Source organism: Myxococcales bacterium (genome assembly GCA_022184915.1).
Lineage (GTDB): Bacteria > Myxococcota_A > Polyangia > Fen-1088 > Fen-1088 > JAGTJU01.
Map to the genome: position 1 here is coordinate 1312543 of JAGTJU010000001.1, position 24914 is coordinate 1337456.

Consider the following 24914-nt stretch of genomic DNA (forward strand, 5'->3'; position numbering starts at 1 on the left):
CCTAGCTGAATATGTCGGGGCTACCGTAGCCGAACCCTGCCAGACCAGCAAGGCCGCCAGATTGCGGGCCAAGACCCCGGAGCGTTGGATGAAACCGCGCCCGCGGGGTTTCTATTTCCCTCAACGCCGGGGCAAGAACAACCAAAAACGGCCCCGGGAAGGCGTGCGTTCGGAGTTGTTTCACGGCCTGGGACCCCAGACTTTCAACACCGCGCTTACAGCCCACTTGACGGCGCACGCCAAGCGAGGTACGAACGGTGCCCCTACGGTTCCGGCCGTAAGCCCAGGTAGCTCAGTTGGTAGAGCAGGGGACTGAAAATCCCCGTGTGGGCGGTTCGATTCCGTCCCTGGGCACTCTCCATCAAATCCTCCGGCGTTTCGCCTTCGGGCGCGCCACGTTTTTAATTTCGGGCGCCGAGGGAGGAGGGCCGAAGGCCTTGCGCGGTGACGCCCGAATGTCCTCCCGACGAGGCGGGTGAGGCTCACGTGGCCCGGCGCCGCGGTCAGTCCCGGACGGACGCAACCTCCGCGGCGGAGGTTGCGCGCTCCCCGCCCAATCTGCGGATACGCCCGTCGCGGAGGCCCAAGATCGTGAGCTGAAACCCGGCGAAATCGAAGCGGTCGCCCGGCAACGGGCGTTCCTCCAGGGTCGATTCCACGAAAGCCCCCACGGTGTCCACGCTCGGGTCCTCCGAGCGCAGGACCAAGCCCAAATCGCGCGCCGCAACGTCCAACGTCACCCGGGCGTCCACCTCGAAGCTGCCATCGGCATGCACCACGATGGGAGGGATCTCTTCGTAGTCCTGTTCATCGCAGATCTCGCCCACGAACTCCTCGATGAGGTCCTCGAGCGTCACGATGCCGCTGAACCTGTGGTCCGGCCCCAGCACCACCGCGATGTGCACCCGGCGTCTCTGGAACTCGCGCCTCAGCCACTCGAGGCGGCTCTCCTCCGATATGAATATGGGCTCGCGGACGATCTCGGCCATGGTTTTGGGTCTTCGGCCGCTAGCGAGCGCGGCGAAGATGTCCTTCAAGTGCACGTAGCCGATCACGCGGTCGCCTTCGGGGACCACCAGCGGGTAGCGTGTGTACTGATGCGCCAGGGCGACCCGCAGGTTGTCGTCGAAGCTGCGTCGCGCCTCGAGCACCACCACGTCCCGCCGCAGGGTCATCACCTGACGGGCCACGCGATGCGTGTAGTCGAAGACACGATCAATGAGCCGCCGCGCGCCCGGGTCCAGACGGGCGTGCTGGAGAACCAGCCGGAGCTCCTGGGGGCTGTGAAGCAACTCGGCCTCCGAAGTGTCGCGCAGCCCCAAGCCCCGCAAGACGAGGTTGGCGGCTTTGGTCAGCGTCCAAATGAGTGGGAAAGCGAGCCAGTAAAACGCCTGCAGGGCGGGCGCGGTCCAAAGAGCGACGGGCTCGGTCCGCTGCAGGGCTAGTGACTTGGGCGCGAGCTCGCCCACCACTGTATGGAAAAAGGTGATGCAGACGAAGGCGCCCGAGAGGGCCAGCGCGTGGCTCGCGCCTGCGGCCCAGCCTCCGAGCCCCTCGAGCAAGGGGCGGATCAAGCGGGCGAGCGCAGGCTCCCCCAGCCAGCCGATGCCCAGCGAGCACAGCGTGATGCCGAGTTGGTTTGCCGACAAGAACGCATCGAGTCGGTCGGCGATGCCCGCCAGGAGCCGCGCCCGCCGGTGGCCTTGGTGAACGAGTTCCTGGATGCGGGTCGGACGGATCTTCACGATCGCGAATTCCGAAGCGACGAAGAACGCGTTGGCGAAGAGCAGGACGACGGTAAGGACCAGCGCAATGCTGGAGGTCATGGCGGCGCGATTGTAGCAGCTGGGCAGACAGCGGCTTGCCCGCGCGGTTCGGGTCAGACGTAGTCGAGGCCGTAAAGGGGGATGTCGTCAGTCGCCACAGCGAGCCGCCAGGCGGCGGCGGAGATCCCCAGGTCGACGAGCCGCCCCGCAAGGCGAGGGGCCTGGGCGGCCGCACGGTGAGCTTCGGCATCGTGAGCCGCGACGACCCACTCGACCAGCCCCCGCGTCCGGGCGCATTGCTCGAGTGCCTGGCGCGCCCACAGCGCGTTTCCTCCCCATTCGAGTGCCCGACGGCAGGGGCCTGTCGCCTCGCGAGTGCGTGGTTCTTTTTCGAGTGCGAAATAAGCGCCGGGCGAGGAGGCGCTGCTTTCGTCGAAAACGGCCCACACTTCACCCGCCCCGAACCACAAGGTCTGGCTTTCGAGCAGGGCTTTCCAGTCGCCTTCACCTCTGGAGAACCGGGGCGTGCGCGAGGCGTGCAACGCCTGGACGAGGCCCCATTGCGAGGTGGTGATTGGACGCATTGTCAATGCGTGAGGGCCATTGGCGCTCCCCCCGTCAATGCGGTAGCCGGTGGCGCGCGGCAATGGAAAAAAGCCTTGCCGTTGGTAGAGATTTCGGGTCCCCGAGATGACCCCGAACGCAGCACCTTGCTGTCTCGCGGCCTCCGTGGCCCGTGAGAGGACCTGCGTCGCCAGGCCTTGCCCTCGCCAGGCCTCGGCGGTGAAGACGGCCCCGAAAAGGGCCCCCAGATACACCCCTTTGCCCGTGTCGATTTCCACCAGGCGGTATCCCACGTGGGCCACGATGTCGGCTCCATCGTGGGCCACCCACAGATTCGTCACGTTCCCCGCGCCGAGAAGCAGAGGATAGGCACGGGCCATGGCGTCCTCGGGCAGGCCCGGGCGAAACAACGCGCTGGCGTGCCTGACGGCGTCCGACCACTCGTGGGGGTGAGCGGGGCGAATCGACCACCTGCGTCGCACGAACTCAGTGTAACCGCGGGGAGGCAACCCAGGACAGTCCAGGCGAGACATTGGGCGCTTAGCCGGGAAGCCCTCGGCGGTTATACTGCGCGCTTCAGCGCGGGCGAGCCTGGAGAAGGCCAGAACCAAGGGGGCCATGGGGCGTTGGGTCGGCGGTGGGTCTTCTCTTGCCCGTCCGCGCGCCCCCTTGCGATCCCTCGGAGACTCTCGAATGCGCCGAACACTTTTTATCTTGGCATGGCTTGCCTCGGCCCCCACGGCTTGGGCGGAGGACTGTCCCCCGGGCAACCTCTTGGCGGGCAAGCGTCCCATCGCCTGGCAGGACATTCAGGGCGACCTGGTTTTGGTGACCGACGGCGAGGTCACGCAGGAGGGCGCGGTCTGGAACGCACGTCAGGCGGTGGTGCTGGATTCGGCCGTGGCGGGGCTGACCTACGATCTCGGTACGGTGATGCCGATCGCCGCGGTTTACATCCAAGCCGATGCCAACGACCATTATCCGATCCTGGGCTCGGAGGATGGCGCGACCTGGGTAAATTTGGGTCAGGTCGAGATCGCTGAGGGGGTGCACGGTCTGCGCAGCCGCCCTCTGAGCCTCGGGGGCGCGCGCGTACGCTACCTGCGCACCGCAGAGGCAACCGGAGACAATTTCTACTCCATCAGTGAGCTGCAGGCCTTCTGCAAGCTGCCCGAACCTTTCCCTCCCCCGCTCAAGCAGGTCAGGGCCGAGTCGCAAAAGAGCGTCGAGCCTTGGTGGAACGACACCAGCAGCAGACGGTGGGAGATGATCTGGGCCTGCCTCGTGCTGGCGCTGCTCTGGTGGGGCCGCATCCTGCGCTTGGAAGGCCGACCGCAGACGCTCAAGAAACTGCGCGATGGCCTCCTGCTGCTCTCGTTGGTGATTTCATCCGCCACCTACGTCAACTTCTTCGCCTTCCACTTCGGTAACTTCATTCACGGCTGGGACACCTTCCACTACTACGTGGGCTCGAAGTACTTCAAGGAGCTTGGCTATACCCGCCTCTACGAGTGTATTGCGGTAGCCGATGCAGAGGATCCGGCCTGGAGGCGTCGTGTCGAGCTTCGCAAGATCACCAACCTGCGGACCAATGCGCTCGAGACGACGAAAGAGATTCTCGAACACCCCGAGCGATGCAAGGATCACTTCACCCCCGCCCGTTGGGACTCGTTCAAACACGACATCGGGTACTTCCGCGGCCGGGAATCGGCGAAACGCTGGGACGATACGTCCACCGACCACGGCTACAACGCCACCCCCGTGTGGAACCTCGCAGGCTCGTTGTTGGCGAATACGGCCCCGGCGAGTCACACCCAGATCTTCCTCCTGAACTTGGTGGACCCCCTCTACTATGCGGGGCTCATCCTTCTGAGTCTGTGGGCCTTTGGTTGGCGCACCACAGCCGTGGCCATGGCTGTGTTCGCGACGAATTTCCCCAGTCGGTTCTACTGGACCGGGGGAGCGTTCTTGCGGTGGGACTGGCTGTTTTTCACCGCGGCCACCGTGTGCTTTCTCAAGAAGGGCAAGCCGCTCGCGGCAGGTCTGGCCTTGGGATACGCGGCCTTGCTGCGCGTGTTCCCGGGGTTCTTGGTGGTCGGTCCCGTGCTGGGCTGGGCAATGCATCTTTACAAGAGCCGCCGCCTGTTCCCGCTGACCGAGCTGTCTCGCTTCTACCTGCGGTTCTTCGTGGGTGGACTGTTGGCGGTGGCCATCTTGATCCCCGCTAGCTTCATCACCAGCCACGGGATCGAGTCGTACAAGGAGTTCGTCCAAAACTCGATCAAGCACAAGGAGACGCCCCTCACGAACTACATGGGGCTCCGTACGGTGGTGGCCTACCGTCCCGACGAGGTGGGTAGGCTGATGAAGGACAACCGCCTGACCGATCCCTGGGCACCCTGGAAGAAAGCCCGCATCGACGGCTACCACAACGCGAAGCCCCTCTACGTCGCCTTGGCGTTGGGATTCCTCGTTCTGATTGGGCTTGCCGCAGGGAGATCAGATCCATGGATGGCCGCAGCCTTTGGCATCACCTTCATTCCGATTGGCGTGGAGCTGACTTGCTACTACTACGCCTTCATCATCGGGGTGGCGTACCTGCACGAGAAGAACGAGGACGTCGGTATCGTACTGCTGACGCTCACCGCAGCCACTGAGTTCATCTCGTTGGCCCCTCTTCGCGGAATGCCGACCTGGATCGACGAGCAGTACACGTGGATCTCACTGGTCACGGTGGTGGCGTTCGGCGTGATCTTGTGGTGGTTCGCGCGTCCGCCCCGCCCGACGGTCGGGCCGGCTCTTCGAGAGAAACGTGCACCTTCGCCCGAGCCGCCTCCGACCGCCCCGCCCAAGGACGAACCGCAGCCTCCTTCGCCCCGTGGTCCCGTCACGGGGGTCCCGGGGCCCCGCTCGGCGAGAGGGCGCGCCTCCTCCTCCAGTCGGCGCAAACGGGTGCGGCGCGGCTGAGGCCGAAAGCGCCCACAAGACGCGTTCATCGTCCCTTCGAACGCACCACGAGCCCGGCTCCGGGACCGAAAGTGACTTCGGGCCGTCCCGGAACCGGGCTCGTGACGCCGGCCTCCCAATCTATCGTCGGGTGCCCGCGGTTGCTTTGCTACGGCAACAAGGGTTCAAGTCATCGAGACGCTCGCCCGACGGGATATCCCGCGGCGGGTGCTTCGATCCATCCCAGACGGCAGGCGACAGGCGTCGCGCCGACCGTTTGGGAAGGAACCTCGCCTTCAGGGGCTCGTGCAAGCCGCTTGCTCGCGGCTCTTCGTGACTTTCAGTCCCTCTCGACCAACTTCGCTTCACTGAGCGGCGTCGGCGGTTGGCCCGAGCGGCCTTATCCACCCGAGCCCAGTCCCCCGAACGAGACCCGCGCGGCCTAACGGTCACACGGCACCACCTGAACGCTGGCAGCCCGTCATGAGGTCATGGGGCTGCCAGCATCGGCCTTGCGGCCTCGTCCTTTGGACTTGTTAGATGGCCTTTTTGGCTCTTTTGGCTTTTTTTGCCCTCTTGGCGCCCTTCTTGGATGCCTTCTTGGCGCCCTTCTTGGATGCCTTCTTGGCGCCCTTCTTGGATGCCTTCTTGGCGCCCTTCTTGGATGCCTTCTTGGCGCCCTTCTTGGATGCCTTCTTTGCGGGCTTCTTTGCGCTCTTTCGTGCCACAGCTACCTTCTTTCGTTTATGTCCACCAATGACTCGTTAGAAAAACGAGGGAGAGTTGCATAGAGGAACCGACTTGGAGACGCCCGATCCGCGGGTCCCACCTTTAGGGAACCTGCTCTTCGATCCAGGGCGCGGGCCCCGCTGATTCTTCGGGGTACCGGCAAAAAGCCGCTCTTCGATCAAGTCGTTCTGCTTTGTCGGAGTCTGATCTGCGCTTGAAGTTCACACACTTCGCAACGCCAGACGAACTGTAACTATGCTTTTGAATCGTAGTCCTTTGAACGAGCGTGTCAATACTATTTAAGTTGATTTTTCTACAAAGCATGAACTTTTCCCTTGGTTCATTGCTTCGGCTGGCCTTGATTGCTTGCTCATTGGGCGCTTTTCATTGGGCGCCGATCATTGACCGATCGAACGACTGAGCGAAGCGACTCGCGCGTGGTCCTCCCGGTTGGTTGCGTGTGCGCCGCCGAGTGGCCTCGAGGCTGTCATCGCTTCGGGCAGACAACGAAGATGTGTTCGTCGAAGGTGGCTGCGGGATCCTCAAGCTCTTCACGCGAGAGCGCCGCCTCGTGATCGAAGTCTCCGTAGCGAGCCAGTACGCGGAAGCCCGCTTGGTCGAGGAGAGCCTCGAGCTCACCGGGCCAGAACTGCCGGTGACACAGCTTCACCACTTCCTCCGCAAGCTGAGGCTGACCCGCGGGTGACTCGATCCGATGGTGAAGGTCGATGTGAAGGGCCTTGCGTATCGGGTCGTAGGAGAAGGCTGTTCCCTGTCGCACCCTCGCTTCGGTCCGTGGATGGCGGAAGGTGCGCGTGTCCCAGAGCAGCTCCCTTTGTCCAAGCCAGGCTGGGTGAGGTGGCAAAACGTCGAAGGCGAACCAACCGTCGTCTCTCAGACTCTCGTGGACCCTGGCGAAGCAACAAAGCAAGTCCTCGTCAGACACGAGGTGCTGAATCGAATGGAACGCCGAGACCGCGAAGGACACCTTGGTGCCGAGCTGAAAAGATCGCAAATCAGCCCTGAAAAGCAGGGCGTTTTGGCGTCGGGAGCGTGACAGGCGAGCGATGCGACGCTGTGCTTTGTTCAGCATGGCGGGCGCCCGATCAAACGCCAGCACCCGATGTCCGGCGCGGAGCAAGGGCACCGTGAGGCGCCCGGTGCCGCAAGCCAGCTCGAGGACCGCGCTGGGGGCTCCGAACCCCAGTCGTTCGTCGGCCAGCGTTCGGTAGAACGAGACATCGCGACGCCGGCGCTCGTAGAGCCGATCGTAGAGGTCCGGGTCTGCGTAGTGCGCCTTGGCGCCTTCCTCTTCGTCTTCGCGGCTCGAACGATCGCCCGGGTGGTGAGGTTCGGTCCCCGGTGGCTTGTCGTGAGGCATCGCAAGGCACGCTATCAGGATCGCGCCAAGGGCGGCAGGGGCCTTGCTGTTCTTGTAGGCTCAAGTCGATGGCCCAATCCGCGATTGTACTTCTATCGGGTGGACTCGACTCTGCGACCGCGCTGGCTCTGGCGCGATCGGAGGGGAAGGTGTGCCACGCGCTTGCGTTCCGCTATGGTCAGCGACATCGCTTCGAGCTCGAGGCGGCGAAGCAGGTGGCGCATGTGGCGGGCGCAGCCAGCTTTCGCACCATAGACATCGATTTGGCGGGTATCGGCGGCTCCGCTTTGACGGATGCCATTGACGTCCCCAAACACCGATCACCTGCTGAAATGGGCGCAGGCATTCCGGTGACCTACGTTCCCGCGCGGAACACCATTTTCGTGTCCTATGCGATTGCCGTGGCGGAGGTGCTGGGCGCGCAGGAGATTGTCATTGGGGTGAATGCGCTCGACTACTCCGGGTACCCGGACTGCCGCCCCGAGTGGGTCTCTGCGATGCAAGAGGTGGCCAGGCTCGGCACGAAAGCGGGCGTGGAGGGCTCTCCTGTCGTGCTGCGTGCGCCTCTGATTGGCCTCAGCAAGGCCGAGATCATTCAGGTAGGCACCCGTTTGGGCGTGGACTACGGAATGACTCACTCCTGCTACGATCCCGCCGCGGACGGAGGGGCGTGCGGTCTTTGTGACGCCTGCCTGCTGCGCAAAGCTGGTTTCGCGACCGCGGGGGTATCGGACCCGACCCGGTACGCGCCCGCGTGCGGCTAAGCGCGCTTCGGCTGCGATTGAGGTTCGCGGGGCATTGAGGAGGGTAATCGAGTTCCAATGCGCCGTAGGCTTCGCAGCGGCGTTTGGCCGACAATGAAGCCCGCCCGGGGGGATTGCCTGACTCTCAATCCGCGTAGCGCCAGGCGCCGCCGATCGAGGTCCCGAACGCTCCCGTGCCCAGGAAGCGCGGACGGACCTCGTTGCGGTGCCAGCTTTCAGGCAGGGTCGGTATGGGGCTTAGCCCTCCCGCCACCCGGGGCGCCGAGGGGGTCGACAGCCCCACGGGCTCTCGCACAGGTTCAGGCGGCTCGATGGAGGGAAGACCTTCGAGTTCGATGGCCTCAGCCTTTGCGATCACCTTCACCATCCAGGTGAGGTCAGCGGCCAAGTCCCGGTTGTTGATCCGCGGGGGACGTTTGCGGGCGGGCTGGCGACTGGGGATGAAGTGCCTCAGCACCAAGAGGAGCTGGCGGGTGTTCTCGGCGTCTCGCTTGGAGATGCGCAGCTGCTCCATGAAGGGGCGGAGCGCCCCCAGAATGGGACGGCTCGCGTCCCGGACTCCCGACTCTGGCAACAGAAGCGGGTACAGCCAGGGCATCACCAAGGTGGCGATCACCACAGCATTGGAGGGGGCGCCGTCATCACCCAGTGTGACCTGGTCGAGCGCGTCCAGATACGACCACAACCTCTGCGGATCCGCGCCCCGTTCCCCGCCCGCATCGGGGGCGGGCTCAGCGCCCGTGTCGAGGGTCTCCGTGAAGGAGGGATCGGAAGGCTCGGCGTCCTCCACCTCTCGAAGGGGGCCGGGGTGCATGCCCGGCGCCGCCGCTCCCGTTCTCCAGGCTTCCAGGGCCGGCATGAGTACGGGGAGCAGTTGAAGCTCCACGAGAAGCTCCATGGATCGGTGAGCTGCACCTGCCCTCAAGAGGCGAAAGAACTCCTCCGATACCCGGGCCTGGGCGCACTTGCTGATCTCCTGCGCGTGTTCGACCATGCACCGCAGGGTCTCGGGCTCGATCGACAACCCGCAGCGCGCCGCAAACTTGACCGCTCGGAGGATGCGGATGGGATCCTCGCGAAAACGGATATCAGGGTCGCCGATGGTCCGAACGGTCCGGGCCTCGATATCGGCCAAGCCATTGACGTAATCCGTGACGTGCCCCGTCTCGGGGTCCAGGAACAATCCATTGACGGTGAAATCCCGCCTTTGAGCGTCCTGCTCGGCATTGCCGAAAACATTGTCCCGTCGGATCAAAAGATCGTCGGGGGTGGCCTCGCCTTTCTCTTCGTCCTCGCCCTCTCGAGGGTTGGCCCGGAAGGTGGACGTCTCGAAGATCTTCGGTCCGAAGAAGATGTGCGCCAAGCGAAACCGCCGCCCGATGATGCGGCAGTTCCGGAACAGGCGGCGTAGCTCGGGTGGGGTGGCGCTGGTCGAGACGTCGAAGTCTTTGGGCTTTCGCCCGAGAAGGAGGTCCCGCACGCAGCCGCCCACCAAGTAGGCCTCGTGGCCAAAGCGGCGCAGCCTCTGGACGACCTTGACCGCGTCAGGGTCGATTTGGCTGAGATCGATTGTCATACCGTAAAAGGCAAAGCTTCAAAAAGTCACCGGTATCACGCCCACAACGCAGGGGCAAGAGATGTTCCCGGATTGTGGATGGGAGTCAAAAGAAAGACGGTGGAAGGGGGGCGTCGGGGTCGATGGGCAGGCGCGGCTTCCGAGGGCTCGCGCGGGGAGGGGCCGCGTTCGCGGGCGCCTGTCGCTCCCGCAGTGGCTCGGCCTGCGCGGTCCCGGGAGGGGAGGTCCCGATGTCGGCCTCGGATGGGGGCGACTCGCCCTCCGGCAGGGGTGCCGGCCGTTGCAGGTCCTGGGGAGCGGGCGATACGGCCTCGATCCTGTCGGTGCCTGGCGGGGGCGCTTCCAGGGGCGTCTGCCCTTTTGCGCCAAAGACGAGCAGCAGCAAGGCCACCACCACGAAACTTCCGAGCGCTGCCAGAGCAACGGTGAGTGCAGGTCGCAGCCACGCAACCCGGGGGACAAGGAGAATGTCGGTGTTGGTCAGGGGTACGATGTTGCCCTGAGTATTTCTTCTCCCGAAGAACCGGGCGATTGCCGGAATCGGGCTTTTCACCGCGCCCTGTGTTCGCTTGCGCAGGGCGCCTCCTGCGCGCACAGCCCGCTGAGACGCTCCCGCAAGGCGCTCCGTCCCCGGGGCGGAAGGAGGGACCTCGCCGGCTGACAATTTCGGTCCCAGGGTGCCCGACGCACTGGGCGCGGTCGGCGCCGGGGGCTGGCCCCTCGTGGCTTCCGCGGGCGGCACAGGGGTCACGAGAGGAAGATGGAACTCCCTGCCAAAAACCGTTTTCGCGGCCCGGGGACCTTCGTCCGCCGAGGCGCCGGCCGGTTTGCCGCCCTCGAATCCAAATCGTGTGTTCACTACCGCTACCTCTAAGTGTAGCCGCTTTCCGGCGCTCGCGACGGTCCGACCGAAAGCAGAAGCGCGGGCTCGGATCGTGCCGGGCCGTCGCCTGCCGGCCCAGGAGCACTCGATCGGGTCTCCCTGGCGATCAGATGTGTACGTGAATCGGGATCAAACGATCCATGGACTCCTCGCAGGCGTCGTTCATCAGGCGCCAGATGTGCTTGAGCTGGGACGCGATGAGCGAATCGTCCGCGAGTTCGTCTTCGTCTTCCTCCTCCTCGTCTTCTTCCTCATCTTCGTCGTCGTCTTCCTCGACGTCGAGCTCGTCGCGCAGCTCCTCGAGGGCGGCCGCGAGCGCCTGCGATGACGCCACTCGGTAGTCGCCCACCGTGATCGTTCCTTCGAAGTCGGACGGGATGAAGATCTCGGCGGCCACGTCGTGGGCCTCGAGACGATCGAGAAACTCCGTCACCGCGTCCTCGCTCAGACGGGCTGCGATGGTCTGTGAGGGGTGGTCCGCCTCAATGTCGTATTTCCCGCCTGCTTGGGAGAGCAGGCGGCCTAGGGTTTTCAACTCTTCGTCGTCGAGTCTGTCAGAAAGAGGGGCAAGCTCGATCTCGGCCATGCACCATACGGTGCACAAGTTGCTACCAGTCGTCAAACGGTCCGTGAGGGGAAATGTGCGGAAGTTACGAGCGCCCCTTCGAATGCCGGACGGTCATCGACAAAACTCGGCGGCCCGATTAATGATTCGGGGAGCCCGACCGAGACGAGCGGCCCTACTTGCCCTTGCTGCCAACTGCCGAATGGATTGCCGAACGCGTCAACGAGGCGCGAGTTGCGGCTGACGAAAGCCAGCGCGCGGGCCTCCACGGGTTCGACCTGTCGAAGCAGCTCACGGCGGCGCTGGACGCCGTGGTGGTGACCGTCGTCGACGCTCATCTCGCCAAAGCAGGCCTTTCGGAGGGCGTGGCGGTCATGGCTACGGGGGGCTACGGGCGCGAAGAGTGGGCGCCGTACTCAGACCTCGACTTGGTCTTCCTGTGCGCGGAGAGTCCCGACGCCCACGTGGGTGCGTTCGCAAGCGGCGTGCTGCACGACCTTTGGGACGCTCGGTTGGATGCGGGGCACGCCACGCGTTCCGTGGCCGACACCCACGAGTTGGCCGAGTCGGACCTCACGGCCGCCACGGCCATGCTCGACGCACGGTTTCTCACGGGGGACGCGGCCCTCGCGCGGTCCTTCGCCGAGGGCTACGCTGCACGGGCCGGCTCGTTTGGCCCCGGCAATCTCGTGGAACGGCTGCGCCAGGAGCAGACAAGCCGACATTCGAAGTTCGGGGACACCATCTATCTCCTGGAGCCCGACCTCAAGAGCGGACCCGGGGGCGTGCGCGACCTGTGCATTGGACGGTGGGCGGCCAAAGCCCGGTTCGGGACGTCCGATTTCCGCGAGCTGCACGACCTGGGCGAGCTCACTTTGCGGCAATGCCAGTCCCTGGAATCGGCTCGGGAGTGGTTCCTGAACGTCCGGATCGCCGTCCAGCTCGCGGCGCGCCGCAAGCAGGATCAATTGCGTTTCGACCTGCAGGAGCGCGTGGCGCCCGTTTGGTTTCGGGCGCCCCGACCCACGAACGCCACGTTGATCAAGCCGGCGGTTTCGGCTGCCGTCGAGTGGCTGATGCGCCATTATCAGCTTCACGCTCGAACGATTTCCCGAGAGACGGAACGACTTCTCCAACGAGCGAGCCAAGACCCTCATCACGAACCCACCGTGGTTCCCGTGTCTCTTCGGTCATCCCGCGGCAAGGTGGATCCAACCTTCGTCATTAGGGATGGACGCATCGAGGCCATCGATCCGAACGTTTTCGCCGACAAACCTTCGGAGATGCTGAGGGCGTTCTCCATCGCGAACGAGCTCGGCCTCGAAGTGGGGTTGCGCACGGCCGACATCATCTCTGAGGCCTGCGCCGAAAAGCCCCTCGCGCTGCAGGCCGACCCAAGCTCCGGCCCCTTGTTCCTCGACGTCCTCACGGACACCCGCGACAAGAAGAACCCCTCGCGCCTCGAGCAAATGCAGGACCTGGGATTGCTGACCGCGCTCATGCCCGAATGGGCCCCCGTGACGGGCAGGGTCCAGCACGACACTTACCACGTCTACACGGTTGACCGTCACTCCTTGTATGCCGTGGCCCTGCTCAAGACCCTCGCGCGCCAGGAACTCGTTGATGATTACCCGCGCCCCACGCAAGAGATGTCGCTCATCGAGCGGAACGTGCCCCTGTATGTGGCCACCTTGCTGCACGACATTGCGAAACCGCTGGGAAACAACCATAGCCTGAGGGGCGTGCCGATCGCGTCCGCCATCGCGCGCCGCTTCGGACTCAGCGACGATGACGTGGCGCTGGTCGAGCTGTTGGTGCGCGAACACCTGACCCTTGGTCACGTCTCGCAGCGGCGCGACCTGGCCGATCCGGCCACGATCGAGCGTACGGCTGAGCTGGCCGGTGACGAAGAAACCCTACGTCAGCTCTACCTGCTCACCTTCGTCGACCTTTATTGTGTGGGGCCCGGGAACCTGACCAGCTGGAAAGACGAGCTTTTGAGAGAGCTTTTCCAGCGTTCGTTCGCATACATGCGGCACGGCTCGGGGGTGTGGACGGAACAGACGCGGGAGCGCGTGCGAGAGCGCATGGCAAAGGCGGCAGCGAAGCTGTCGGAGTTCATGCCCGAGCCAGAGATTGCGGTACTGTTCGCGGGGCTGCCCGAGCGCTACTTCATTGAAAACTCCGTCCTGCGCATCGCTTCGCACATGCAGCTCATGCGAGGCCGTCAGGGTGCGTGCGCCGTGGACTTCGTCCACCATCCTCGGCGCCAGTACTCCGAGATGGTGCTCACCGCCGACGACGTTCCCGGTTTGCTGGCCACGGTCACGGGTGTGCTGTTCGCGAACCGGATAGACATTTTGGACGCGGCCATCTACAGCAGAGAGCCCGTGCGCCCCAACGAGAGAGCGGAGGCCCTCGACATCTTCCGCATCAGGCGTGCTTTTCACGGTGCAGTCACGGACGAAGTGCGGCTCAGCTCGATAAGGCGCGATCTGATGGCCACGCTCGAGGGCCGGCGCAGCGTCAAGGACCTGGTGTCCTCGCGGCCGGCCACCGCATCCATCCTCGAGGGTCCGCGCCCCAAAGTGCCGCCCACCGAGGTCAAGGTTCATAACGACATCACCCCGAACCTCACGGTCATCGATGTGTTCACCGAGGACCGCCCGGGCGTCCTCTATATGATCGCCGACGTGCTCTACACCAAGAAGCTGGACATCCAGCGCTCGAAGGTGGGCGTCGAGGCCGATCGTGTCGCCGACATCTTCTACGTGCGCGACAGCGTCACGCGAGGTCAGCTCTTGGATCCCGAGCGCATCGCGGATCTCGTCGACGCGCTTCGGACGGCGCTGCGTCGCTGAGGCGAGCTCCCGAAGTGGAGGCGATCCAGGCTATGCTGGGGCCCATGAGAGTCGTGGCGTTCGTCTTGGCGTTGGCCGCATCCGGTGCGGCGACGGCCGGAAATCCCGTCGCGGTGGGAAAGCTCGAGGAAGGGCGTAGGCACTTTCGTGCGGGCGACAAAGCCGCGGCCTTGAAGGCCTTCGACGAAGCGGCGCGCCTCGCGCCGGACGATGCCCAAGTGCACTATTTTCGGGGGGTGGCCCTGGAGGGACAGGGCCAGCCGGCCGAGGCCATTTTGGCCTATCGCAAGGCTGTGGCCTTGGATCCGAAGTTCCCCGAGGCGCAGAACAACTTGGGCGGGCTGTTCCTGCAGGCGGGCCAGCTCGAGACGGCGCGTGCCGCGTTCCAGGCCGCCTTGGCGGCGCGGCCCGCGTACCCGCAGGCGGCCTTCAACCTCGGCGTGGCCCTCGAGCGGCAGGGCCAAAATGGTGAGGCGTTGGGCGCCTTCGCAAAGGCCGCGCGGCTCGACCCGAAAGACGGCCAGGCTTGGCTCAACCTCGGGGTCGTGGCGAAGCGTCAGGGCGATGCCAAGACCGCCCGCGCAGCGTTCGAGAAGGCTACGGCCCTGTTGCCCCGAGAGCCCCAGGCGTTCACGAATTTGGGCTTGCTCGTCGCCGAGGCTGGGCAGCTCGATGAAGCCGCGCGCCTCCTCGCGCGGGCGACGGAGATGGGGCCGGATGCGGTACACGCGTGGCACGCCGCGGGGCGGGTTGCCCTCAAGCGCAAGCGCGCGGGCGAGGCGGTTGAAGCCCTGGGGCGCGCGGCCCGCCTCGATCCGAAGTCGGCCGCCGTGGCCGCGGATCTTTGCCAAGCGCGCGCCGCGAAGGCTCCCGACCCGAGCGCCCTCAAGGCCTGCGATCGGGCCCGGCAGCTGGATCCCCAAGCCGCGTTGCCGGTGTACGTCGCGCTCAAGCTGCGGGCAGCCCAGGGCGATTGCGCTACGGCGAAAAAGACTCTTGCGGCGTTCCTCGCGCTTGCTGCCCCCTCCGACCGGGCGCGACAGGGGGCCAAGGACCTGGTGGCCGCGTGCCGGCCCGTGGCCGCGCGGAAGCCCTGATGCGCGCACGGGACGCTTGCAGGTGAATTTTCACCTGTATAGAGTCCGCAGATGCTGCCCGAAGGTTCCCTCCCCGTTGCGCTGACGTTCGACGACGTCCTGCTGGTTCCGGCTGAAAGCAACGTCTTGCCCAAGGACGTCGAGGTTCGCTCCCACCTGACGAGCGCGATTGCGCTGTCCTGTCCCATCATCTCGTCGGCGATGGACACGGTCACCGAATCAGCCACGGCCATCTGTATGGCCCGGGAAGGGGGCCTTGGCATCCTGCACAAGAACATGGACATCGAGGCCCAGGCCCTCGAGGTGACCAAGGTCAAGAAGGCCGAGACGGGGGTGGTGATCGACCCCGTGACCATCGCTCCGGAGCAGCGTCTGTCCGAGGCGGTCGAGATGATGCGGCGGTACAACATCTCGGGGCTGCCGGTGGTTTCCGAGGGGCGCCCGGTGGGCATTCTCACGAACCGGGATATTCGTTTCGAGCGAAACCTCACCCAGCCCGTGGCAGAGGTGATGACGAAGGAGCTGATCACGGTGCCCGAGGGGACCGACATCGATCGCTCGAAAGAGCTTCTTCACAAAAATCGCATCGAGAAGCTGCTGGTGGTCGACGCCGCGGGGCGGCTGCGTGGGCTCATTACCATCAAGGACATCGAAAAGGCACAGCAGCACCCTTCGGCGTGCAAGGACGACTTCGGACGTCTGCGCGTGGGTGCAGCGGTGGGCATTGGTGCGGATCGCAGCGAGCGCGTCGAGGCTTTGCTGAAAGCGGGCTGCGACGTCATCTGCGTCGACACCGCACACGGACATTCGCGCTCCGTGCTGGACGCCGTGGCTGACATTCGCAAGACCTTCCCCAAGGCGCAGATCATCGCCGGTAACATCGCCACCGCCGAGGGAGCGTTGGCTCTCGCCAAGGCCGGGGCCGATGCAGTCAAAGTGGGGATCGGGCCTGGCTCGATCTGCACCACCCGTGTGGTGGCCGGTGTGGGCGTTCCCCAGATCTCGGCGATTAGCGATTGCGCCCGCGCGCTTGCGAACTCGGAGGTCAAGATCGTCGCCGATGGGGGCATCAAGTATTCGGGTGACCTCGTCAAGGCGCTGGGCGCCGGGGCGCACGTGGTGATGATCGGGAGCCTCTTCGCCGGCACCGATGAAGCGCCTGGTGAGCTCATCCTTTATCAGGGCCGCAGCTACAAGGTGTACCGGGGCATGGGCTCCCTGGCCGCCATGAAGGCGGGAAGCAAAGATCGCTACTTCCAGGGCGATGTGCCCGGCGATTCGAATAAGCTGGTCCCCGAAGGCATCGAGGGCCGCGTTCCTTACCGGGGCAGCCTGTCGCAATCACTTTACCAATTGATGGGCGGCATTCGGTCGGGCATGGGGTATTGCGGCTGTCGCACCGTCGATGAGCTGCGCACCCGGGCCCGTTTCACCCGGGTCACCACCATGGGCTTGCGCGAGTCTCACGTGCACGACGTGATCATCACGAAGGAAGCCCCGAACTACCACATCGACCCGTAACGGCAGCCCTTCATGTCAAAGCAAAGCATCCTGATCTTAGATTTCGGCTCGCAATACACGCAGCTCATCGCCCGCCGCATCCGCGAACAAAAAGTCTACTCCGAGATTCAACCGTTCGATTTCCCGGTCGCCAAGATCCGGGACATGGCTCCTACGGGAATCGTACTGTCGGGCGGTCCGGCCTCTGTGTACGCCGAGGGGGCCCCCCGCGTCGACCCGGAGATCTTCGATCTGGGCCTGCCGATCCTGGGGATCTGTTACGGGGTTCAGATCACCACGCTGGCGCTCGGGGGTAAGGTCGCGCGCGCGGAACACCGCGAGTACGGACGTGCGCAGGTCGCGCTGACCCAATCATCGGCGCTGTTCCACGGCTTCGAGGAGGGCGAGAACGTGGCCGTGTGGATGAGCCACGGCGATCGGATCGAGTCTCTGCCCGAGGGTTTCAGTGTGGTCGGGACGAACCCCAGCTGCCCTGCGGCCGCCGTGGAGGCCCCCGCGCGCAAGTTCTGGGGCGTTCAGTTCCATCCCGAGGTCGTCCACACGCCGCGCGGAGGAGAGCTGCTTTCCAACTTTCTCTTCCGCATCTGCCACTGTGAGCCCAGCTGGACCATGGCCAACTTCGTCGAAGAGGCCATCGAACAGGTCCGTACCCAGGTGGGCAACGGTCGCGCCATCTGTGGCCTGTCGGGGGGGGTCGATTCCTCGGTGGCAGCGGCCCTCGTTCACAAGGCGATGGGTGAGCGCCTCACCTGCATCTTCGTGGACAACGGCCTGCTTCGAAAGGGCGAGCGCGCTCAGGTGGAGTCCCTGTTCCGTGACGCCTTCCACATGGACCTGCGGGTGGTGGATGCGGCCGACCGCTTCTTGGAGGGGCTCGAAGGCATTACCGACCCCGAGCAGAAGCGTAAGTTCATCGGCCGTGCCTTCATCGAGGTTTTCGAGGAGGAGGCGCGCAAGATCGGCGGTGCTGATTTCCTGGTGCAAGGCACTCTTTATCCCGACGTCATCGAGTCGGTGTCGCACAAGGGCCCCTCGGCCACCATCAAGTCCCACCACAACGTGGGTGGCCTTCCGGACTTCATGAAGTTGAAGTTGGTGGAGCCTCTGCGCGAACTGTTCAAGGACGAGGTCCGTGCTTTGGGCGAAGAAGTGGGCTTGCCCCACCACGTGCTGTGGCGGCAGCCCTTCCCCGGCCCTGGACTCGCGGTCCGCGTGCTGGGTGAGGTCACGAAAGAGCGCTGCGAGGTGCTGCGTGAGGCCGACGCCATCATCGACGAGGAGATTCGGGCGGCAGGTCTCTATGAGGCCATTTGGCAGTCTTTTGGTGTTCTGCTGCCGGTCAAGACCGTGGGCGTGATGGGCGACGAACGGACGTACGCCGACGTGCTGGCGATCCGGGCCGTTCACTCGAAAGACGGCATGACGGCCGACTGGGTCCCGTTGCCCTACGAGGTCCTCGGGCGCATGTCCTCGCGCATCGTGAACGAGGTTAGGGGCGTCAACCGGGTCGTCTACGACGTCTCGTCGAAGCCGCCTGCCACCATCGAGTGGGAGTGAGGGATTTCGCGCCGGGGCGAGGGTCGCGCTAGGGTTACCCGCGATGCTCCTCTGCGAAACCTTGTGTGCGTTCGGGGCGGTCTGGCTTCAAGGACAGGCCGTGCCGCCCTTGCCTGCTGCGCCCCCCGCGCTCCATGCGGTGGGCCGCGGGGAGGAGATCGACGGCGCCGAGGTCGACATCGTCGATGGCAACGTGGTTGGCGCGAAGAAGCGAGCGCTCGAGGAGGCCTTTCTTCGCGCGGTCGAGCGGGTGTTTCAGGCCGAACTGGAGGATGCGGGTTTTTCGGCGGCGGGCGCTCTGCCGGATGAACTCGTACGATTGCGCGGGGGCTTCGCCACGGGAGCGCGCCGCTACGTGCGAAGCTACAGGGTGGTCGAAGACCTGGAAGCCGGCGGTAAACTCAAGGTCGCCGTGGCTGCTGTGGTGGATCGGGCGTTCCTCCGCCGTCAGATCGAAAAAGCGCGAGCGGCCACGCCGGCCGTGACGGGGCCAGCCTCTGCCGTTCAGGTGATGTCGCCCGAGGGCAACCCCCAGTTGGTGCCGGCGCTGACGAAGGCCTTGCGCGCAGGCGGCTTGGTGGCAGAAGCCGTCGAGGCCGGAGCGACCGGTCGCCCCGAGACCGTACGGGTGCTGCTGCGCGGACACGCCAAGGTCGAGGGCGAAGTGCGTGGGGCCGGCCTCATGGCAGCGCGGTGTCAGGTGGACCTGGCCGTGCGTCGCCCCGGGGGCTCGCGAGATCTGGTGCTGCCTTCGGCCATCGAGTGGGGGTTTGGTCCCGAGGCGCCCGTGGCCGAACAGGCCTGCCTGGACCGCCTGGCGCCCCTGGCGGCGAAGGTCGTGGTTCCCGCGGTGAACGAGCTGTCCTTGGGGACCGTCCTCAAGTCCGTGACGGTCACCCTCGACCTGGTCGAACCCCTGGCCCTCGAGCGATTCGTCCGACGACTCCGGCGCGTGGGCACGGTGAGCCGCTACGAGCTGCGCCGGATCGCGCTGGGGGCAGCTGACGTGCGCGTCGAAACGAATCTGCCGCCCGATGTCCTGGCCAAGGCTCTCACGCAAGCCATGGAGGACGAACTCACCCTCACGGCCGAGCCCGCGGTCGGCGATCGCATCCGTATGACCTTGCGGGTGCGCGCCGATGCCGCTCCCGCCTTCCCGGAAGACGAGGGGCTCGAGGCGTCTCCGTGACCCCGCGGTCTGACGCTTGCCGTCTGTCGTGGTGGGCGGGCGCCCTCGTGTTCGCCCTGCAGGGGGCCTGTGCGTCCTTGCGCTTCGGCGGGGCGGCCGTGCTGCGCATCGACTGCAACGTGCCGGAAGCGGCGATCTTCATCGACGACGTCTACGAAGGGCCGTGCGCATCCTGGTCCGTGGACGGGCGCCTCGTTTCTCCCGGCTTTCGTCGCGTCGAGGTGCGCCACCCGGAGCGCTACACGCATTATCAAGAGCTGGAGCTGGTCAAGGGCGACGCGGTTCGTATGGACGTGCAGCTGCGTCCTTGGCTCGAGCTGTCCTTGCGTCCTGACGGGCCTCGCTCACAGCGCTGAGCAGAGCTCGATCTTGCGGGGCACCTTGTAGGGCGCCAGGTTGCGGGCGCAGTGATCGATGATGTCTTCCACGCGGCAAGGACCCGACGGAACCACCCGCGCAACCACCATGGGCCCCGCCCGTTCGTCGTAGATCACCCGCGCTTCGGCAGCGCGTATCTTCGAGAAGGACTCGAGACAGCCCTCCACCTCGCCGAGGGCCAGGCGGCGGCCTTCCACCCAAACCAGATCGTCTTCCCGGCCTGTCAGGAAGACGCGGTTGTCGGTGGCATCGAGGAAGCCGAGATCTCCCGTCCGAAACCAGCCGTCGGGATCCGCCCTTCCGATCGGAACGCCCACCGGACCCACGGCCCGAATCACCCGAGGCAGTTGCGGTACGGCGGCGGCCGAGACGGCTCCCGAGCGCAGCCAGAGCTGGCCCGTCACCCCGGAGGGCAGAGGGCTGCCGTCCGGCGCGGTGACCTTCAGGGCCACGCCCGGCAGCAGTTTGCCTGCACAGGTCGACAGGCCGGCTCCCGCCCCTCTGTAGGGCTGCACGCTGTCGTCGAGCGCCACCGGTCCGGTTTCGGCCGAATGCCAGAGGGGAAGCAGCGCGCTTTGCCATTTTTCCTCGAAGGCGTTGGCGGCGGCCAGCAGCCCGGGCGACTGGATACAGAGGCACCGGGCCCGCGGGGCCGGCTGACGTGACGTCATCGCCTGCGCCAGAGCCCCGTACTGGGCGGGTGTACCCAGGACGTAGTCGGCACAATCGTCCCTGAGCAGACGCGCGAGACTGCGGGCCTGGAACTCATCCTCGAGCTCCATCGTGAGCCGGTTGCCGAGCGCAAACACGAGGCCGGCATCGAAAGCTGAACTGTAGTGAAAGGGTGTTGGGAGGAGGGCGGACTGCCCGTTTTGGGCGTCGAGCGCCTCCCCGAGGCTCCTGGCGATGGCGTCGAGCTGCTCGTCCTGGCGGAGCACGCCCTTCGGGTCGCCCCCGGCGTCGACGGTGAAGGCCATCATGCGAGGGCGGGGCAGCTCGAACGTCATGGGCTCTCGGCGATACATGCTGATGTTCAGCAGCGAGCCCGAAAGGCGCCGCTTCGACTCCGAGCGGTACTTCGGTGTGGCCGCCTTGGCCGCATCCGTGACCCGGAGGGCAAGCGGGGTGGGGCGTCGACTGGGCGACGGCACGCCCACAGGTGTGGTCGTGTTCGTGGCCGGTCGGGTGATGAGGGCCTTGAGAGGAGCCGCGTCGAGGATCATGTCCAGGTCGCGTGCGGACGTAGCGGGATCCAGCGGGACCGCAATCGCTTCGAGCCGGTCGAGCGCCAGCGTGAGGACCACCATGTCCGGTACGTTGCCGAGCATCAAACCCACCCCGTCGCCCGGGCCGATACCCAGTGAGCGCAGCTCGTTGGCACGCCTCTCGACCCGATGCGCGAGGCCTCTCCAGGACAGGTAAGCGTCCCGGTAGACGAGGGCCCGTTGGGAACCGCTATCCCGGGCAGCGGCTTCGAGCCATTGGTTCAAGAGTGGCATCAGGTGTAGCCTGGTCGGGTAGAGAGTGTATCCAGCCGCACGTACCCAAACAAGGGTGTTCCCCACGCCTGGCGGTCCTCTCCCGGCCGAATTGGGGCGCGCACCGAAGCCAAGAAAAACCAAAACGCCGGGTCGAATGACCCGGCGAGGTTCACTGCTGGCGCGAAAGGGTTAGCGGCCCTGAGCCACCATGGCGTCGTCCAGGGCGGGCTTGTCGGACGGGGCTCGCCGCGCGTTCCAGGCGGCCAACATCTGTTGCGCTGCGTAGGTAGCCTTGATCCGCCACTTCGCCGAGTTGCCGATCAACACCGCGAACGCCACCTCCGGCTTGTCGGCCGGCGCGTAGCCCACGAACCAGCTGTAGGCCAGGTAGCCATCCACCGGGCCTGCTGGGGGCGCCGGTTCGTCACTGCGCGCGCGGTAGTTGAGAGAGCCCGTTTTTCCGGCGACCGAAAAGGGCAGCAGCGCGCGGCCCTTGCTGTCGAAAAAGCCGCTGCGGGCTGTGCCCATGCGGGTGGTGGCCTCCATCATCACGCCGACCTGCTTGGCGACCTCGGGATCGAGCACGCGGCGGGCGCGCCGACCCGGAGTTGGCAACTCGTCACCCTTGGCATCGACAGCGGTTTTCACCAGGCGCGGACGAGGCATGAGGCCTTCACCCGCGACGGTCGCCGCGAGCAGCGCACCGTGCAGCGGGGACAGGCTGGTGTGGTAAAACCCCGCGGCCATACGGGCGAACTCGAGTTTGTCGCGGGGGATGTCGAGCGCAGAGGGTTCGACGGGCGCCACGAAGGGCATGGGCAGGCCGAAGCCAAAGGCCGTTGCCACCCGCCGGAGCGCGAGCGCGTCCAGGTGCCTCGCCGCGAGCTTCGCCAAGATCGCGTTTTGCGACTTACCCACCCCGAAGGCCAGGGTGTCGCAGGCCTTGTCGATGGAGGCGATGTCGCGGAGGTTGTCCTCGTCCACGCGCGAGAGGCCGCCGTGGTAGCAGGTCTTCGACTCGGCGGTGAGGCCCCCCTCACTCACGAGGGCGGCGGCTGACACCAGCTTGAACACCGACGCGGCCGGCGCCCACGCCTTGAGCGCGAGGGTCTCGGGGCCCAGCTTGGGTTCGAGCGCCGAGCGCCCCGAGAGCACCAGGATGTTTCCGTCGTCGACGGAGACCATCACGGCCGCACCGTAAGGCACTTCGTAGCGGTCGAAGAGGCCGTCCGTGGCCTTCTGGAGCACCGGATCCAGGGTCAAGGTGGCCTTGCCACCGGCTTTGACCGGGGCCGTGAACAGCTCCCCCTCGGCCGCGAGCTTGTGCAGGTCCACCTCGAGTGTGCCCCGTGCGGGTGCTTTGGGAGCCGCGGGGGTGACTGCTCGTGCAGGGCGCACTCCACCCGCGAAGGTGCAAAGTGCCCAAACGCCCACCGTCCAAAGTGCCCGGGACCTTGGAGGGATCTGACTGACCGTTCGCCGCATAGGGTACAATGTCCTACATGTGGTATCAGGTGTCAAAGTTCTCGTTCCTTTACGGGCGGGCCGTGCTGCATTAGGCTGAAAAGAGGACCTTGTCTCGACACACCCCAAGGCGCGGAACCGATAGTACCGAGACGGATCACGTTCGGGCAAAAACCGTCGTGACCAGCATCAGCCGCATCACGGAGCGGGCTCCTGGCAAGGAGGCTTGTTTGGTGGTGATTTACGGGCAGGATCTGGGACGCAAATACAACCTCGAATCCCAGAACCTGGTTTTGGGGCGGTCTTCCAAGTGCGACATCCAGATCGACCAAGAGTCGGTGTCTCGTGCGCACTCGAAGATCATGAACCAGGGCAAGACGATCCGCATTCGCGATCTGGGCTCGACGAACGGAACCTACGTCAACGACGAGCAGATCGAGGAACGCACCCTCACCGACGGCGACCTCATCAAGATTGGGCGCACGATTTTCAAGTTCCTCTCCGGGGGCAACATCGAGCGGGCGTATCATGAGGAAATCTACAGGCTGACGACCATCGACGGTCTCACCCAGATTTTCAACAAACGCTACTTCATGGAGTCGATCGAGCGGGAGATCGCGCGCTCGAACCGATACCGACGGGACATGACTTTGGTCATGTTCGACATCGACCACTTCAAACAAATCAACGACACCTACGGCCACCTCGCCGGCGACCAGGTGCTCAAGAGTTTGGCCTCGACCATCAAGGCGAAGATCCGAAGGGAAGATCTCTTCGCCCGCTACGGGGGCGAGGAGTTCGCTATCGTGCTGCCCGAGATCGACGGCTATAACGCGCAGCAGTTTGCGGAAAAGATCCGTCGCATCGTCGAGGCGACCGATTTTTTCTTCGAGGGCACGAAGATCGACGTGACGATCTCGATGGGCGTGGCGACCCTGGATGCCGAGACGTCCGACGCGGCCGCTCTCATCAAGCGGGCGGACGAGCGCCTTTACGAGGCCAAGAAGGCCGGCCGAAACTGCGTGCGCGGCTGACAGCGCTTCGGCAAGGCCCCGCCAGGGCCGTCCCCCGACTTCGCTCCGCCGTTTCGGCGTGACGTGGTTCGTTTTTCTGTAGGCTGGGCCGGTCCCTAGGCCGGTTCGAGCGCCTCGAGGACCTCATCGAGGCTGGGAATGCCCGCGCGGGCACCGATGGTGCGGCAGCACAAGCCTGCGGTGGTGTTGGCGAAAGGAAGCGCGCGTTCGAGCGGCCAGCCCATCACCGTCGCATAGGCGAAGGCGCCACAAAACACGTCCCCCGCTCCGGTGCTGTCGGCCACGAACACGTCGAGAGCTTCCTTCTGCACCAGCTTGGTCCCTTGCAAGCCCACGGCCCCGTCGTCACCCAGCGTGATGACGGCGGTCTTCGGCCCGAGGCGCAGGATCTCGGCCAAGCTTCGGTCGACCCGGTCTGACGGTGCGACCTCGTTGGCGAAACGCTCAGAGCCGATGACGATGTCGGCAAGGCCCAGGAGTTCGCCCATGCCTCCCACCAGATGGCTCGCGTTCAGCAGGACGGGAACGCCTTTTTCACGCGCTTTTTCGGCCACGACGGCCTGGAGAGCGGGCTGAAAGCCATCGATACAGAGCAGGGCTGCCTTGTCGAGCAGGTTGCGGGGTAGATCCTTGGGGGCAACAGGGGGCACGCTGCCCCGGGTGGTGAGGAGCTTGCGACGCCGCGACAGCTCGTCGATTTGCACGATCGAGAGCGGCGACACGGCGCCTTTTTCACGAGGCACCATCGAGCAGTCGACTTCGTATTCCTCGAGGCCCCGCAGGATGTAACGGCCGAAGTCGTCGTCGCCCAGGCGTCCGAAAAAACGCGCTGGTGCCCCCAGTGAGGCCACCGTGGCAATCAGGTTCCCAATCGTACCTCCACCTTGCATGCTGAAGACCGACAGCTCGACCAGCCGTTCGCCGAGGCGTGGGGCGACACAGAGCATATCGACCGTCGCGAGGCCCACGCCCACCACCACGCCTTTCGGGGCCACTCGGCGTTTGCTGGCCGTGCGTGCCGTGAAGGTCGGCTGCCGTTTACGGGTGTCTTTGGCTGGCGTGGCGCTGGCCTTGTCGGCCTTCGTGCGCTTGGCGGCCGTGCGCTTCGTGGCTTTCGCGCGGAGGGGCTCGAGCTTCGGGCGGCGGGCCTGCGGCATA

Annotated in this window: 19 protein-coding genes and 1 tRNA gene; 10 read left to right on the forward strand and 10 right to left on the reverse strand. The window is 65.3% G+C overall.

The window, feature by feature from the left end; genetic code table 11:
* Window positions 1–281 precede the first annotated feature (281 nt).
* Window positions 282–354: transfer RNA gene (locus KA712_05390), tRNA-Phe, on the forward strand.
* 149 nt (window positions 355–503) lie between these two features.
* Here KA712_05390 and KA712_05395 read toward each other — a convergent pair.
* Together KA712_05395 and KA712_05400 are read right to left on the reverse strand one after the other, a co-directional pair.
* On the reverse strand, window positions 504–1826 hold the full coding sequence (locus KA712_05395; protein ID MCG5052373.1) for a hemolysin family protein: 1323 nt from the start codon (window positions 1824–1826) through the stop codon (window positions 504–506).
* Between the two features lie 53 nt (window positions 1827–1879).
* Window positions 1880–2812, reverse strand: a complete 933-nt coding sequence (locus KA712_05400; protein ID MCG5052374.1) for a GNAT family N-acetyltransferase — start codon at window positions 2810–2812, stop codon at window positions 1880–1882.
* Between the two features lie 211 nt (window positions 2813–3023).
* Between KA712_05400 and KA712_05405 the strand changes: the two genes are divergently transcribed.
* A complete protein-coding gene (locus KA712_05405; protein ID MCG5052375.1) occupies window positions 3024–5297 on the forward strand; it encodes a discoidin domain-containing protein in 2274 nt (757 codons plus the stop codon).
* 515 nt (window positions 5298–5812) lie between these two features.
* Here KA712_05405 and KA712_05410 read toward each other — a convergent pair.
* On the reverse strand, window positions 5813–6004 hold the full coding sequence (locus tag KA712_05410) for a hypothetical protein (protein MCG5052376.1): 192 nt from the start codon (window positions 6002–6004) through the stop codon (window positions 5813–5815).
* A 488-nt stretch (window positions 6005–6492) separates the two neighbouring features.
* The gene (locus tag KA712_05415; GenBank protein ID MCG5052377.1) at window positions 6493–7386 is read right to left on the reverse strand and encodes a class I SAM-dependent methyltransferase; all 894 of its coding nucleotides are present in this window, start codon (window positions 7384–7386) and stop codon (window positions 6493–6495) included.
* A 68-nt stretch (window positions 7387–7454) separates the two neighbouring features.
* Between KA712_05415 and queC the strand changes: the two genes are divergently transcribed.
* Window positions 7455–8150 (forward strand): 7-cyano-7-deazaguanine synthase QueC, encoded by a 696-nt coding sequence (queC, locus tag KA712_05420; GenBank protein ID MCG5052378.1) that lies wholly within the window; start codon window positions 7455–7457, stop codon window positions 8148–8150.
* 124 nt (window positions 8151–8274) lie between these two features.
* On the opposite strand, the gene pcnB is transcribed toward queC, so the two are convergent.
* From pcnB to KA712_05435, 3 genes are all read right to left on the reverse strand, one after another.
* Entirely contained in the window at window positions 8275–9726 is a 1452-nt protein-coding gene (gene pcnB / locus KA712_05425) for a polynucleotide adenylyltransferase PcnB (protein MCG5052379.1), read from the reverse strand.
* A gap of 85 nt (window positions 9727–9811) precedes the next feature.
* On the reverse strand, window positions 9812–10585 hold the full coding sequence (locus KA712_05430) for a hypothetical protein (GenBank protein ID MCG5052380.1): 774 nt from the start codon (window positions 10583–10585) through the stop codon (window positions 9812–9814).
* A 130-nt stretch (window positions 10586–10715) separates the two neighbouring features.
* Window positions 10716–11195 carry a hypothetical protein gene (locus KA712_05435; GenBank protein ID MCG5052381.1) on the reverse strand — a complete coding sequence of 160 codons (480 nt, stop codon included), beginning with the start codon at window positions 11193–11195 and terminating at the stop codon, window positions 10716–10718.
* A 158-nt stretch (window positions 11196–11353) separates the two neighbouring features.
* Between KA712_05435 and glnD the strand changes: the two genes are divergently transcribed.
* The 6 genes from glnD to KA712_05465 are packed head-to-tail and all read left to right on the forward strand — an operon-like array spanning window position 11354 to window position 19755.
* Window positions 11354–14035: a [protein-PII] uridylyltransferase gene (gene glnD / locus KA712_05440; GenBank protein MCG5052382.1), complete on the forward strand. Its 2682-nt coding sequence runs from the start codon at window positions 11354–11356 to the stop codon at window positions 14033–14035.
* 44 nt (window positions 14036–14079) lie between these two features.
* Window positions 14080–15132 carry a tetratricopeptide repeat protein gene (locus KA712_05445; protein ID MCG5052383.1) on the forward strand — a complete coding sequence of 351 codons (1053 nt, stop codon included), beginning with the start codon at window positions 14080–14082 and terminating at the stop codon, window positions 15130–15132.
* A 51-nt stretch (window positions 15133–15183) separates the two neighbouring features.
* Entirely contained in the window at window positions 15184–16653 is a 1470-nt protein-coding gene (gene guaB, locus KA712_05450) for an IMP dehydrogenase (protein ID MCG5052384.1), read from the forward strand.
* Window positions 16654–16665: 12 nt separating this feature from the next.
* Window positions 16666–18210 (forward strand): glutamine-hydrolyzing GMP synthase, encoded by a 1545-nt coding sequence (gene guaA / locus KA712_05455; protein MCG5052385.1) that lies wholly within the window; start codon window positions 16666–16668, stop codon window positions 18208–18210.
* A 43-nt stretch (window positions 18211–18253) separates the two neighbouring features.
* Window positions 18254–19399 carry a hypothetical protein gene (locus KA712_05460; protein MCG5052386.1) on the forward strand — a complete coding sequence of 382 codons (1146 nt, stop codon included), beginning with the start codon at window positions 18254–18256 and terminating at the stop codon, window positions 19397–19399.
* The gene (locus KA712_05465) at window positions 19396–19755 is read left to right on the forward strand and encodes a hypothetical protein (protein MCG5052387.1); all 360 of its coding nucleotides are present in this window, start codon (window positions 19396–19398) and stop codon (window positions 19753–19755) included. The genes KA712_05460 and KA712_05465 overlap by 4 nt, the downstream gene beginning before the upstream one ends.
* Here KA712_05465 and KA712_05470 read toward each other — a convergent pair.
* Both KA712_05470 and KA712_05475 read right to left on the reverse strand, forming a co-directional pair.
* A complete protein-coding gene (locus KA712_05470; GenBank protein MCG5052388.1) occupies window positions 19744–21276 on the reverse strand; it encodes an acyl--CoA ligase in 1533 nt (510 codons plus the stop codon). The two genes, KA712_05465 and KA712_05470, sit on opposite strands and share 12 nt — an antisense overlap.
* 171 nt (window positions 21277–21447) lie before the next feature.
* Window positions 21448–22656, reverse strand: coding sequence for a penicillin-binding protein (locus tag KA712_05475; GenBank protein ID MCG5052389.1), 1209 nt, complete (start codon window positions 22654–22656; stop codon window positions 21448–21450).
* Window positions 22657–22832: 176 nt separating this feature from the next.
* Here KA712_05475 and KA712_05480 point away from each other — a divergent pair, with 176 nt between their 5' ends.
* Window positions 22833–23756 carry a diguanylate cyclase gene (locus tag KA712_05480; GenBank protein ID MCG5052390.1) on the forward strand — a complete coding sequence of 308 codons (924 nt, stop codon included), beginning with the start codon at window positions 22833–22835 and terminating at the stop codon, window positions 23754–23756.
* 95 nt (window positions 23757–23851) lie between these two features.
* On the opposite strand, the gene KA712_05485 is transcribed toward KA712_05480, so the two are convergent.
* A complete protein-coding gene (locus KA712_05485) occupies window positions 23852–24913 on the reverse strand; it encodes a hypothetical protein (protein MCG5052391.1) in 1062 nt (353 codons plus the stop codon).
* Between the last annotated feature and the right edge of the window lies 1 nt (window position 24914).

Bases quoted from the DNA above. Each gene is read 5' to 3' on its own strand.
- KA712_05470 (MCG5052388.1), bottom strand. From the start codon at position 21,276: ATGCCACTCTTGAACCAATGGCTCGAAGCCGCTGCCCGGGATAGCGGT.
- KA712_05460 (MCG5052386.1), top strand. From the start codon at position 18,254: ATGCTCCTCTGCGAAACCTTGTGTGCGTTCGGGGCGGTCTGGCTTCAA.
- KA712_05395 (MCG5052373.1), bottom strand. From the start codon at position 1,826: ATGACCTCCAGCATTGCGCTGGTCCTTACCGTCGTCCTGCTCTTCGCC.
- KA712_05415 (MCG5052377.1), bottom strand. From the start codon at position 7,386: ATGCCTCACGACAAGCCACCGGGGACCGAACCTCACCACCCGGGCGAT.
- queC (MCG5052378.1), top strand. From the start codon at position 7,455: ATGGCCCAATCCGCGATTGTACTTCTATCGGGTGGACTCGACTCTGCG.
- guaA (MCG5052385.1), top strand. From the start codon at position 16,666: ATGTCAAAGCAAAGCATCCTGATCTTAGATTTCGGCTCGCAATACACG.
- pcnB (MCG5052379.1), bottom strand. From the start codon at position 9,726: ATGACAATCGATCTCAGCCAAATCGACCCTGACGCGGTCAAGGTCGTC.
- KA712_05405 (MCG5052375.1), top strand. From the start codon at position 3,024: ATGCGCCGAACACTTTTTATCTTGGCATGGCTTGCCTCGGCCCCCACG.
- KA712_05485 (MCG5052391.1), bottom strand. From the start codon at position 24,913: ATGCCGCAGGCCCGCCGCCCGAAGCTCGAGCCCCTCCGCGCGAAAGCC.
- KA712_05435 (MCG5052381.1), bottom strand. From the start codon at position 11,195: ATGGCCGAGATCGAGCTTGCCCCTCTTTCTGACAGACTCGACGACGAA.
- KA712_05445 (MCG5052383.1), top strand. From the start codon at position 14,080: ATGAGAGTCGTGGCGTTCGTCTTGGCGTTGGCCGCATCCGGTGCGGCG.
- guaB (MCG5052384.1), top strand. From the start codon at position 15,184: ATGCTGCCCGAAGGTTCCCTCCCCGTTGCGCTGACGTTCGACGACGTC.